9 protein-coding genes are annotated in these 12,194 nt (G+C 71.7%); 6 read left to right on the top strand and 3 right to left on the bottom strand.

Features of this window, described 5'->3' with window-relative positions; genetic code table 11:
• Complete coding sequence (locus EBE87_RS14755; RefSeq protein ID WP_120639597.1) at positions 1-930, top strand: ABC transporter permease; 930 nt, start codon at positions 1-3, stop codon at positions 928-930.
• Positions 930-1,811 (top strand): ABC transporter permease, encoded by an 882-nt coding sequence (locus tag EBE87_RS14750; RefSeq protein WP_120639596.1) that lies wholly within the window; start codon positions 930-932, stop codon positions 1,809-1,811. The genes EBE87_RS14755 and EBE87_RS14750 overlap by 1 nt, the downstream gene beginning before the upstream one ends.
• 42 nt (positions 1,812-1,853) lie before the next feature.
• Here EBE87_RS14750 and EBE87_RS14745 read toward each other — a convergent pair whose 3' ends face one another.
• The 3 genes from EBE87_RS14745 to EBE87_RS14735 all read right to left on the bottom strand — a co-directional run bounded on the left by EBE87_RS14745 (position 1,854) and on the right by EBE87_RS14735 (position 8,061).
• Positions 1,854-3,185, bottom strand: a complete 1,332-nt coding sequence (locus EBE87_RS14745) for a solute carrier family 23 protein (protein ID WP_120639595.1) — start codon at positions 3,183-3,185, stop codon at positions 1,854-1,856.
• A gap of 77 nt (positions 3,186-3,262) precedes the next feature.
• Positions 3,263-6,793, bottom strand: coding sequence for an AAA family ATPase (locus EBE87_RS14740; protein ID WP_120639594.1), 3,531 nt, complete (start codon positions 6,791-6,793; stop codon positions 3,263-3,265).
• Positions 6,793-8,061 carry a metallophosphoesterase family protein gene (locus tag EBE87_RS14735; protein ID WP_120639593.1) on the bottom strand — a complete coding sequence of 423 codons (1,269 nt, stop codon included), beginning with the start codon at positions 8,059-8,061 and terminating at the stop codon, positions 6,793-6,795. Before EBE87_RS14735 ends, EBE87_RS14740 begins: the two co-directional genes overlap by 1 nt.
• Before the next feature lie 128 nt (positions 8,062-8,189).
• On the opposite strand from EBE87_RS14735, the gene EBE87_RS14730 reads away from it, so the two are divergent.
• From EBE87_RS14730 to spt, 4 genes are all read left to right on the top strand, one after another.
• Entirely contained in the window at positions 8,190-9,128 is a 939-nt protein-coding gene (locus EBE87_RS14730) for an MYG1 family protein (protein ID WP_120639592.1), read from the top strand.
• Between the two features lie 150 nt (positions 9,129-9,278).
• Positions 9,279-10,664: a lipopolysaccharide biosynthesis protein gene (locus EBE87_RS14725; RefSeq protein WP_120639591.1), complete on the top strand. Its 1,386-nt coding sequence runs from the start codon at positions 9,279-9,281 to the stop codon at positions 10,662-10,664.
• Between the two features lie 29 nt (positions 10,665-10,693).
• Positions 10,694-10,975 carry an acyl carrier protein gene (locus tag EBE87_RS14720; RefSeq protein ID WP_367604845.1) on the top strand — a complete coding sequence of 94 codons (282 nt, stop codon included), beginning with the start codon at positions 10,694-10,696 and terminating at the stop codon, positions 10,973-10,975.
• Complete coding sequence (gene spt / locus EBE87_RS14715) at positions 10,972-12,192, top strand: serine palmitoyltransferase (RefSeq protein ID WP_199707625.1); 1,221 nt, start codon at positions 10,972-10,974, stop codon at positions 12,190-12,192. The genes EBE87_RS14720 and spt overlap by 4 nt, the downstream gene beginning before the upstream one ends.
• The last annotated feature ends 2 nt before the right edge of the window (positions 12,193-12,194 follow it).

Below are 12,194 nucleotides of genomic sequence, written 5' to 3'. Positions count from 1 at the left end.
ATGCTGCGTTTCCTTGGCACCCGCCTGGCGCGCGCGCTGCTGACGCTGGTGCTGGTCGTCACCTTCGCCTTCGTGGTGCTTCGCCTGTCCGGCGACCCGGCGTTGCTGATCATGTCCGCCGACGCGCCGCCGGAAGCCATCGCCGCCTTCCGCCGCGCCTGGGGGCTGGATGATCCGCTCTGGGTGCAATACCTGCGCTATTTCGGCGCCATCCTGCATGGCGACCTCGGCCAATCCATGCGCGACGGCCGCAGCGCCATCGACCTGGTGGCGGAGCGTGTGCCCGCCACCCTGGCGCTGACCATCCCTGCGCTGCTGATCAAGGTCGGCCTCGGCATCCCGGCCGGCGTGCAGGCGGCGCTGCACCGCAATTCCTGGATCGACCGCGCCGTGATGTTCCTGGCCGTGGCGGGCTTCACCGTGCCCTCCTTCGTGCTTGGCCTGCTGCTGGTGCTGCTGTTTGCGGTGCAACTGGGTTGGCTGCCGTCTGGCGGGCAGGAAAGCTGGCGGCATGCGGTGCTGCCGGTCATCACCCTGGGCATGGGCGGTGCCGCCGTGCTGGCGCGCTTCACCCGTTCCGCCATGCTGGAAGTGCTGGGGCAGCCCTATATGCGTACCGCGCTGGCCAAGGGCGTGCCCTGGCATGTCGCGGTGCGCCGGCACGCGCTGCCGAATGCCGCCATCCCCACCGTCACCATCGTCGGCTTCATGGTGGGCTCTCTGCTGGCGGGCGCGGTGGTGGTGGAGAGCGTCTTCTCCTGGCCCGGCGTCGGGCGCCTGCTGGTGGTGGCCGTGGCCAACCGCGACCTCGCGGTGGTGCAATGCATCCTGCTGCTGGTGGCCGCCACCATGGTCACCGCCAACCTGCTGGTTGATCTGCTCTACGGCGTGCTCGACCCGCGCCTTCGCATCTCGGCGGGGAAAGCCTGATGTCCGATATCACCATCGAGGCCGCCGCGCCCGCCGTCGCCGCGCCGAAGCGCAAGCGCGCCAGGGTGCCGCTGGCCATCATCCTGGCGCTGGGCTGGGTGGGTCTGATGCTCTTCGTTGCCCTGGCGGCGGACTGGATCAATCCCTACGCCTATACCGCCATGGACCTGCGCAACCGCCTGGCGGTGCCGGTCTTCATGGGCGGGCCCTGGTCGCATCCGCTGGGCACCGACGAACTTGGGCGCGATGTGCTGAGCCGGCTGATCGTCTCCATCCGCATGTCGCTGCTGATCGCCTTCGGCGCCACGGTGATCTCGGCGGTGCTGGGCGTGACGCTCGGCTTCCTGGCCGCGCATTTCCGCGGCTTCGTGGAACAGGCGGTGATGGCGCTGGTGGATTTCCAGGCCGCCATGCCCTTCCTGATCCTGGCGCTGGCGGTGCTGGCCTTCTTCGGCAATTCGCTGCTGCTGTTTGTCTGCCTGCTCGGCCTCAATGGCTGGGAACGCTATGCCCGCATCGCGCGCGGCCTGGCCATCAGTGCCGCCGCGCAGGGCTATGCGGCGGCGGTGCAACAGCTCGGCGCCTCGCCCTGGCGGGTCTATGGGCGGCATGTGCTGCCGAATATCGCTTCCACCCTGATCGTCTCAATGACGTTGGCCTTCCCGGAAATAATCCTGCTAGAAAGCGGGCTGTCCTTCCTGGGCCTGGGCGTGCAGCCGCCGGGCACCTCGCTGGGCAACATGGTCGGCTATGGGCGGGAATACCTGACGCGCGCGCCCTGGATCCTGCTGGCGCCTTCGGTCGTCATCGTGCTGACGACGCTGGCGGTCTCGATGCTGGGCGACTGGCTGCGGGACCGGCTGGACCCGACGCTGCGCTGAGGGCGCATCCCATAGCGGGATGCGCCCCGGCCAGCGGCCCGCTCAGTGCGGCGGGCGGGTCTCGGTCTCGGAAAGGCCGGAGACCACGCCCACCGGCTCCCGCCGCCCGATGCCGAGCAACTGGTAGAGCCCGATGGCCGCGATCGTCGCCGTGCCGATGCCCGCGATGGAGAAGCCGCCGATGGTGACGGAGAAGTTGCCCGCGCCCATCACCAGCGCCACGCCCACCGTCAGCAGGTTGCGCGGGTCCGAGAAGTCCACGCGGTTATCGACCCAGAGCCGGATCATGGCCGAGGCGATCAGCCCGAAGACCACCACGGCCAGCCCGCCCAGCACCGGGCCGGGGATGGTGCGCAGCAACGCGCCGAACTTGGGCGAGAAGCCCAGCGCGATGGCGGCCACCGCCGCCACCACGAAGATCAGCGTGGAATAGACGCGCGTGACGGCCATCACGCCCATGTTCTCGACATAGGTGGTGACGCCGGTGCCGCCGCCGGCGCCCGAGATCATGGTGGCGATGCCATCGCCCAGGAAGCCGCGCCCCACATAGGGGTCGAGGTTGCGGCCCGTCATGGCGCCGATGGCCTTGATGTGGCCGAGGTTCTCCGCGACCAGGATGAAGGCGACGGGGGCGATCAGCAGCATCGCGCCGGTCTCGAAGGTCGGCGTATGGAACTGCGGCAGGCCAAGCCAGGGCGCGGCCGAGATTTCCACGAAGGAGATCGGCGGCAGCAGCCCGAAGCCATTGCCCAGCAGCAGATAGATGAAATAGCCCGCCGCGATGCCCACCAGGATGGAGACGCGGCGGATGCGCAGCGGCGCATAGACCGCGATCAGCGCCGTCGCCAGCAGGGTACCCAGCGCCACCAGCAGATGCGGCCCGGTGCCCTCGATGCCGCGCACCGCCACGGGGGCGAGGTTGAGGCCGATGGAGGCGCCCACCGCGCCGGTAACCGCCGGCGGCATCAGCCGCTCGATCCAGCCGGAGCCGGTGAACATCACCAGCACGCCGATGGCGGCGTAGAGCGCGCCGCAGGCGATGATGCCGCCCAGCGCCGGCCCGATATTGGGGTTGGCCCCTGACCCGGCATAGCCGGTGACGGCGATGACCACCGCGATGAAGGAGAAGGAGGAGCCGAGATAGCTCGGCACCCGCCCGCCGGTCAGCAGAAAGAAGACCAGCGTGCCGATGCCGGAGAACAGGATGGCCAGGTTGGGGTCGAAGCCCATCAGCAGCGGGCCGAGGATGGTGGAGCCCGACATGGCCACCAGGTGCTGCACCCCCATGACCCCCGTGGTGCCCCAGGGCAGGCGCTCATCGGGCGCGACAACGCCGCCGCGGGAGAGCGGCCAGCTTGGGAAGAAGGATGGCATGGGGTGGTGGCTCCGTGTTGATGCGCCGCGGGGTGGCTTGGCGGCGCCATGTAGCAACGTTCCGCCCCCAGGGGCAGTCAGGCCGGCAGGGGCAGCGCGGATTCCAGGCTTTGCAGGTGCAGCGCGCCGGGCGGCAGGGTGGCGGCGGCCAGTTCCGCCAGGTGCCGGTGGTGGCTCAGCAGGATGATCTGGGTAGTCCCGCTGAAGTCCAGCAGCGTGCGGAAGGCGGCGGCGGCGCGGCCGTCGTCGAAGCTTTGCAGGACGTCGTCGCCCAGGAAGGGCAGGGTGGTGCCCCCGGCCACCTGGTCTTCGATCGCCACCAGCCGCAGCGCCAGGAAGAGCTGGTCCCGCGTGCCTTCGGAGAGGGCTTCCACCGCCGTATCCTCCTCCGGAAAGTCCCGGCGGCGGATGACCAGATGGGCAAGCCCCTTCTCATCCTCGCGCGACTGCACGGCGGGATAGGCGCCTTCCGTCAGCGCCGCGAAAACGGCGCCGATGCGGCGCAGCAGCGCGTCGTCTCCCGCTTCCTGCAACTGGCCCATGGCGGCATCCAGCAGGCTGGCGGCCACCTGTGCCAGCAGCGCATCCTCCAGCGTCTGGCCAAGCTGGGCCATGGCGGCCTGCTGGTCCTGTGCCGCCTGGGCCACGCCGTCATCGGCATGCAGCGCGTCCCGCTCGGCGCGCAGGCGCGCGGCCTCGGTGGCGGCCTCGGAAATCTGCTGCGTCATCGCCTGCTGCTCCGCCCGGGCTTCCGCCAGCGCGGCTTCCAGGGATTCGGCGGGGTAGCTGGCGGCCTCGGCGCGAAGGTTTTCCAGCCTCAGGCCATCACCCTCCTGTGCCAGCGCCTGCGCGGCGGCGGCGGCCTCGGCCTCCTGCCGGTGGCGCTCGGCAGCCAGGGCCAGACGCTCATCGGCTTCGGCCACGGTGGCAGCGCCGGCTTCGGCAAGCGTGGCGCGTAGCGCGGCGGCGGCGGTGGCGGCGGCCTGCTGGGCCTCGGCCACCTGCTGCGCCGCCTGTTCCGCCTGCTGCCGCAGCAGGCGGAGGCGGGATTGCTCCTGCGCCTCCCGCTCCAGCCGCTGGGCCAGGGCGCGGGCCGCGACGAAGGTGTCCTCCACCTGGGCATCCACCCCTAGCGACTGGCACAGGCCAAGGCAGGCAGTGCCGAAGCCGGCGATTTCCGCCCGCATCGCTTCCAGGCGTTCCCGCGCCTCGCCTGACTGGGCAACCAGCCCCCGCAGGGACTCGTAAAGCTCCAGCAGCGCCAGGCCGTCTTCCGCCGAGGGCGCGGCATCATGGCCCAGGGCCTGCCAGGCCCCCCGCCACTCGGCCTGCCAGGCGCCGAGGCGTTCCTCCGCCTGTTGCTGGTCCCGCCGGGCTTCCTCCAGCGCCCGGGCAGCCGCATCGCGGCGGGCGGTGAGGTCGGCCCGCGCCGTCAGGTCGCGGCGGGCGGCCCGCTGGCGGGCTTCGGCCATGTCCAGCAGGGCGCGCAGATCGGCGCCGACGGCATCCTCCAGCCGCATGGCCCGCGCCAGCCGCTCCGCCTCAGCCCGCTGGCGGGCTTCGACCTGGGCCACCTCCGCCGCGGCATTCTCCACCGACAGGGCGGCTTCCAGCACTGTCTCCCGGTGGGCAAGAAGGGCTTCCACCTCCGGCCAGCGGGTCCCGGCGCCGAGGCCAGCGGGGCGAATAGTGGCTTCCCAGCGCGCAGCACCTTCGGCAGCGGCACGGCGGGCAGCCTCGGCGGCGGTGGCGGTGATTTCCGCTTCGGCACGATGGCGGGCGATGGCGCGATCCATCTCTGCCGCCCGTGCCAGCCGCGCGGTTTCCAGCAGCCGTTGGTCGGCCAGGGCATCGGCCTCGGCCACCGCGCGGGCATAGGCCAGGGGCAAGGGCTCCGCCCCCGCGAAGGCGCGTTCCGCCGCTTCGTCCGCCGCGCCCGGCATGAAGGCGCGGCGATAAACCAGATGCCAGCCCTCATCCCGCCGGGCGCGGGCGCGCTGCAAGGCCGCTTCGTCCGGCAGGGCGCCTTGTCCTTCCAGCGCCGCGCGCTCACCCATCACCTGCCGGCCATCGGCTTCCAGGCGGGAGCATTCGGCCTCGGCGCGCCGCGCCGCTTCCACCGCCGCGTCGCGCGCCTGGGAAAGCCGTTCCAGTTCCGCCCGCCCAGGCAGCGAAAGGGCGCGCAGGGTCGCCGGATCCCGCAGCGGCGCTGGCAGCCGCGCCACCTCCGCATCCAGCTTTGCCCGTGCCTGGGCCAGTCGTGTCGCGGCGGCGGTGGTGAGGCGCACCGGGTCGCCTTCAGCCATGATGGCGGTGAGCAGGACGGAAAGGTCCTCCGCCGCACCCAGCGGGGGCAGTTGCTCCAGCTCCCGCAGGGCGGTGGCCAGCACGGCTTCCTGCGATGCGATGCGGCCCGGGAGTTCCGCCAGCAGCGCCGCGTGGCGGGCATGGGCTTCCGCCAGCCGCCTGGCCTGCTGCAACGGCAGCGGCGCAGGCAGCCGGGCAGCGGCCCCGGCAGTGGGGCCGGGCAGGCCAAGGGCGGCGAGATGTTCCTCGACCCGCGCCTCGACCGCCCGCAGCGCGGCCTCGGCCCCCGGCAGATCCTTCTGCGCCCGGGCCGCGGCGCCGGCGGTTTCCTGCAAGGCGCGGATGGCCTCGGCTGCCGCCAGAAGCGCCGCGTCGGGCCGCAGGGCGGAAGCCTGTTGCAGCAGGTCCGCATGCCGCCGCTGCAGGCCATTCAGCGCCTCGGCGGCCTGCTCGGCGCTACGGAGCGCGGCCGAAAGCCTGTCCCGCAGGTCCGCCGGCAGGTGCGGTGCGCCCGGATGCGCGGCCAGCCAGGCCTGGGCCATGTCCAGCCGGGCCAGCAGCGGGCGGATGCGGCGGGCGCGCTCCATGCGGTGGATGGCGGCGGCGGCGTCGCGCGATGCCTGATGCGCCGCCTCGTGCCGCCGGGTGGCTTCGGCCAGGGCTTCGTCCCGTTGCAGCCAGGCCTCGGGCCGCACCAGCTTCTCCTTCAGCAGCCGGCGGCTGGCGGCGAGGCGGTCCAGCGCCAGATAGAAAGGCCGCTGCGCCGATTTGCGGCGCGGGGCGAGGCGGTCCCGCTCACCCTCCAGCGCCTGCCGCAGGTCGCGCGCCTGCCGCATGCCGCCCGCCGCCTGCAACAGCGCCTCGGCCAGCGCGCCGCCGGAAGCCAGCAATGCCTGCCCGCCGGCGCGCAGCTTCTCGGTGTCCAGGGCAAACAGCCGGTCCAGCAGCGCCCGGTCGGCGGGGCCTGTCAGCCGCGTCAGGGATGCTGGGGGCAGGGGCTGGCCGTCGGCGCCCAGCAGCGCGGCGGCGCCGACCTTCTTGCGGCGGTCCAGCACAAAGGAGGCGCCATCCGGCCCGATGCCTTCCGCCAGCACCTGCATGCCGGAATAGCCATGGCGGAAGGCCATGGGCGTCTGCCCGCCGATGCCGAAGAACAGGTCGCCGAAGGCCTGGCGCAGCACCGACTTGCCGGCGCCATTGGGTGCCAGCACCAGGTTGATCCGCCCCGGCGCCGGGTCGAGCCGCAGCGAGGCATCGGCGAAGCTGCCATATTGGCGCAGCGTCAGGCGGGTAAGGCGCATCAGCCTTCCGCCAGCCGGGCCAGCAGCAGGGCCCGGGCACGCTCCAGCAGCTCGGGCGGGATGGCGCCGCCGGCCGCCAGCGTGGCGTGGTGGTCGGCGGGCAGGGCATCGCGCGGGGCGCGGTTCAGCATCTCGGTGGCATAATCGCGGATGGCGGCGGAGAGCGGCGCATCCGGCTGGGCGGCCAGGGCCTCGATGGCGCCGACCAGCTTGCCCACCGCATCGGCGCGGCTGCGCAGCGCTTCGGGCGCCAGGGCCGGGCGGGTGTCGATCCGCACCGCCTCGATCCAGAGGTCGTCCTCCGTCAGCTCCAGCCCGGTGGCGCGGATATTCTCGCGCGTCGCGGCGCGGTCGCGGCTGAGTTCGGCATGGGCGGGGCAGGCGCCTTCCAGCACCACGCGCAGCACCAGCAGCCGGCCGTCGGCGGCATCCAGGGCGGCGCCCATGGCATCCCGCGCGCGGTCCAGCACGGCGGGCAGGTCGGCGGCGCCGCTGCAATCCACCGTCAGCCGCGCCCAGCGCACGGCATCCAGCGGCTGGTGCGCCACATCCGCCACCCGGCCGCCCCGCACCGTGACCAGCGAGGCACCCTTGGCGCCGGGCTCGTTGATATGGCGCCCCTGCAGATTGCCGGGAAAGACGATCCAGGGTTCCCGGTGCAGCACCGCGCGCTCATGCACATGGCCGAGCGCCCAGTAGTCGTAGCCATGTCCGGCCAGTTGCTCGACCGAGCAGGGGGCGTAGGTCTCGTGCGCCGCATGGCCGGCGGCCGCCGTGTGCAGCAGGCCGATATTGAACAGGCCCGGCAGCGGCGCGGGATAATCCCGGGCGATATTCTCCACCACCGCCCGCTGGGCGAAGCTCTGCCCATGGAAGGCGACGCCCAGATCCTCGAAGCGCAGCGTTTCCGCCTTCCGGTGGGAGAGCAGGGTGGCGCCCTCGGGCAGCCGCAGGTTGCGGGTCAGGACGCTGTCGGCATCGTGGTTGCCGCGGATGGCGACGATGCGGATGCCCGCCCGCGTCAGCCGCGCGAAGGCGGCCACCAGGGCCTGTCCGGTGCGGAAGTCCTGCCAGTCCCCGTCGTAGAGGTCGCCGGCTACCACCACGAAATCCACCTGCTCCGCCAGCGCCAGCCCGACCAGCCGGTCCAGCGCGTCCCGGCTCGCCTGCCGGATGCGGCGGGCGGGGGCGGTGGCATCGGCGTCCAGCCCGCGCAGGGGGCTGTCGAGATGCAGGTCGGCGGCGTGCAGGAAGCGGAAGCTGGGCAAGATGGTCTCTACGGTCAGGCCGCCAGGATGCCACGGGCACGGCCCGCGGGACAGGGGGCGGGCGCCCGCGGTTGTGGCGGCGCGGCATCGGGGACATAACGCCCCGCCGCAGCCAGCCAGGATATGTCATGAGCCAGACCTTGCCCCTCCTCGTTACCCATAGCGGCAGCTTCCACTGCGACGAGGCCTTCGCCTATGTCGTGCTGCGGCAGGCACTGGGCCTGAAGGCGCCGGGGCAGGACCACCGGCTGGTCCGCACGCGGGATGCTGATACCATCAAGCAGGGTGACTATGTCTGGGATGTCGGCCTGACCTTCGACCCTGGCGCCAACCGCTTCGACCACCACCAGCGTGGCGCGCCGGTGCGGGACGACGGCACGCCCTTTTCCTCCGCTGGCCTGGTCTGGCAGCAGTTCGGCGAGGCCGCCGTGCGCGCCCTGGGCGGCGGCGAGATGTCCGCCACCATCGCCGCCGACCTCGACCGGGCCGTGATCCGCCGCATCGACGAGATCGACAATGGCGTGGCCGGCAGCCGAGAGCCGCTGGACCTCGCTGCCCTGGTCGGCGACTGCAACCTGACCTGGGATACCCCCGCCGAGGGCCGGCAACAGGCCGAGGACGCCGCCTTCCTGGAGGCCGTGGCGCTGCTGGAAGGCGTGCTGCGCCGCCGGGTGGACGTGCTGCGCTCCCGTCACGCGGCGGATGCCATGGTGGTGGCGGCGCACCAGGCCTCGGCCGACCCGCGCGTGCTGGAGCTGGAGCGCGGCATGCCCTGGAAGAACGCCGTCTTCGCGCATGAGCTGCCGGTGATCTACGCCGTCTACCCCGTGCCCAACGGCAACTGGATGGTGGATGCCATGCCGCCGGAGCCGCATTCCTTCGCCCAGCGCCTGCCGCTGCCGGAAGCCTGGGCGGGCCTGCAGGAAGGCGCGCTGGCGGAGGCCTCCAAGGTGCCGGACGCGGTCTTCGTGCATGTGCGCCGCTTCGTCGGCGCCGCCCGCTCCCGCGCCGGCGCGGTGGCCATGGCGCGGGAGGCGCTGCGGATCGGCGGCCTGCCGCCGGCCTGAGGAATCTGCAAAGATCTGGCCTGGGCGGGGCGCCGGCCCTATAGTGGGCCCTTCATCCCGCGCTGCGGCAACTCGCAACGGCGGCGGGCGTATTCCGAGGCATGGGCGCGCCGCGACCGCCGCCCATGGCCCCGACGCGGGTAAGCCATCGTGACAGCATCTTCAGGCGGGGACAGCCTTTCCTCCGCCGCCAGCATCGACACCATCACGCGCCGCCTGTTGCGCAATGCCGGCACCATGCTGGGCGGCAAGGCGGCCATGGGGCTCATCAACCTCGCGGCCACCGGCGTGGCCTTCCGGTCGCTCGGCATCGAGGCCTTCGGCGTGCTGGTGCTGATGCATGCCTTCGCGCAGACGGCTTCCTCCATCACCAAGTTCCAGTCCTGGCAGGCGGTGCTGCGCTATGGCGCCGCCAGCCTGGAGCATGGGCAGCGTGCCGAGTTCCGCTCCCTGGTCCGCTTCACCGCCGGGCTGGATGCCGGTGCCGCGCTGGGCGGCATGTTCATCTGCGCCGCCGTGGCCTGGTGGCTGGGCGCGCTCTTCGAGATCCCGTCCGAGATGGCGGGCATGGCGGCGCTCTACGCCACCTCCTCCGCCTTCATGGTGATGGCGACGCCCACCGGGCTGCTGCGGCTGTTCAACCGCTTCGATGTGCTCGCGACTCGGGACACCATGGGTGCCCTGGTGCGGCTGGCTGGCGCCGGGCTCGCCGCACTGCTGGGCGGCGGGCTGCCGGCCTTCCTGGCGGTCTGGTACCTGGCCACGGCCGTGGGCGGCCTTTCCCTGGCCTTCGCCGCCTGGCGGGAACTGCACCGGCGCGGGCTGATCGGGGACAAGGGGGAAGGGCGGCTGCCGCGTGCCTCGGCGGTGCATCTCGGCATCTGGTCCTTTGTCTGGACCACCAACCTGACATCGACGCTGTCCCTGGCTTCCGGCCATCTCGGTGCCCTCTGCGCCGGCGCGGTGCTGGGGCCGGCGGAGGCCGCGCTCTTCGCCATCGCCCGCCAGATCGGCGAGGCGGCGCTGAAGCCCGGCCGCTTCCTCAGCCCGGCGATCTACCCGGAGCTGACCCGGTTGGCGGCATCGCGGAACCGCCACGCCATCAGCGCCCTGATGCGGCGCGCCCTGCTGGCTTCCACCGGCGGCTCGGCGCTCCTGCTGGTGGTGCTGGCGCTGCTGGGCCATCCGCTGCTGCGCGCCGTGGGCGGGGCGGAGGCGGTGCCAGCCTATCCGGTGATGCTGCTGCTCGGCGTCGCCTCGGCGATCGGCTTCGCGTCCTTCGCGCTGGAGCCGCTGCTGATGTCCCTCGACCGCCAGGGCGCGGCCCTGCGGGCGCGGCTGGCGGGGGCAGTGCTGTACGTGCCCGCCGCACTGGCTGGAATGCACTGGCTGGGGCTCTGGGGCGCCGGGCTGGCGGCCATCGCAATGGCCATGCTTATGGCGGTGTTGCAGGCCGGTACCGCTGTGGCCGTATTGCGAGGCGGGAATAACAGCCTGAACAATCCGCCGCCTGACAATGCTGCCGAAGTGGATTAATTCTTCCTACTCTGTTTTGTCATGAAAAGGTGCCCGGGGGCACCAACAGCACCTGGGGGCATAGTTCATTGCAAGAGGATGAAATTTACAGAAACGTGGTGGCCGCCATACAATCGGTGGTCGGCGTGTCCCGTCCCATCACGGCGGAAACCAATATCCTGCAGGATCTGAACCTCGACTCCGTCGCGGTGATGGATTTCATCATGCAGGTCGAGACTCAGTTCGACACCGTGATCCCCATGAACCAGATGGCGGAGATCGAGACGGTGGGCGATCTTGTCCGTATCCTGAACGCATCCAAGGTGGCCTGAGCGTGCTCGCCAAGTACCGTAAGCTGCGTGAAGCGCATGCCGCTGTGGCCTCCGCTGGCCAGGACCCCTTCGGCGTGGTCTTTGACCGCGTCATCTCGGCCACCGAGGCGCTGATCGGCGACCACCGGGTGCTGCTGCTGGGCACCAACAACTACCTGGGCCTGACCTTCGAGGAGAGCTGCATCGCCGCCGGTGTCGAGGCCCTGCAGACCGAGGGCACCGGCACCACCGGCTCCCGCATCGCCAATGGCTCCTATGGCGGGCATTCCGGGCTGGAGCGGCGCCTGGCCGCCTTCCTGAAGCGCCGCTCCGCCATGGTCTTCTCCACCGGCTACCAGGCCAACCTGGGCATGCTGGCGGCGCTGGCCGGGCCCAAGGACCACCTGCTGCTGGATGCCGACAGCCATGCCAGCATCTATGACGGCGCCAAGCTGGCCGGGGCGCAGGTGACGCGCTTCCGCCACAACGACCCCGAGGACCTGCGCCGCCGCCTGCGGCACCTTTCCTCCCAGCCCGGCGAGAAGCTGGTGGTGGTCGAGGGCATCTATTCCATGCTGGGCGACACCGCGCCCCTGCGCGACTTCGTCGAGGTCAAGCGCGAGGCCGGCGCCTGGCTGATGGTCGACGAGGCCCATTCCCTGGGCGTGCTGGGCGAGAACGGCCGTGGCCTGGCGGAAGCCGAGGGCTGCGAGGACGGCGTGGACTATGTCGTCGGCACCTTCAGCAAGAGCCTGGGCGCTGTGGGCGGCTTCTGCGCCTCGGATGTCGAGGACTTCGACCTGCTGCGCCTGACCTCGCGGCCTTATATGTTCACCGCCTCGCTGCCGCCTTCCGTGATCGCCTCGGTGACGCGGGCGATCGAGGTGATGGAAAGCCAGCCGCTGCGCCGAGTGCGGCTGCAGCGCAACGTGCGCCACTTCCATTCCGGCCTGCAGGCGGCGGGCTTCAGCCTTGGCCCCGTGGCCAGCCCGGTGGCCTCTATCCGCTGCCCGGACCAGGAGACCGCCATCCTCTTCTGGAACCGCCTGCTGGCGGAGGGTGTCTACGTCAACCTGGCGCTGGGGCAGGCGACGCCGGAAGGCAAGCCGCTGCTGCGTACCAGCATGTGCGCCGAGCACACGCCGGAGCAGATCGACCACGCCCTGGCGACCATCACCGCCGTGGGCCAGTCGCTTGGCATGCTGGACACCTTCGCCGCCGGTACCGCCGCCGAGTAAGC

Origin of the sequence: Teichococcus wenyumeiae (assembly GCF_003696345.1) — a bacterium.
Taxonomy (GTDB): Bacteria; Pseudomonadota; Alphaproteobacteria; order Acetobacterales; family Acetobacteraceae; genus Pseudoroseomonas; species Pseudoroseomonas wenyumeiae.
The sequence above is the reverse complement of the archived record's forward strand: the minus strand, read 5'-3'. Positions and strand labels throughout refer to the sequence as shown.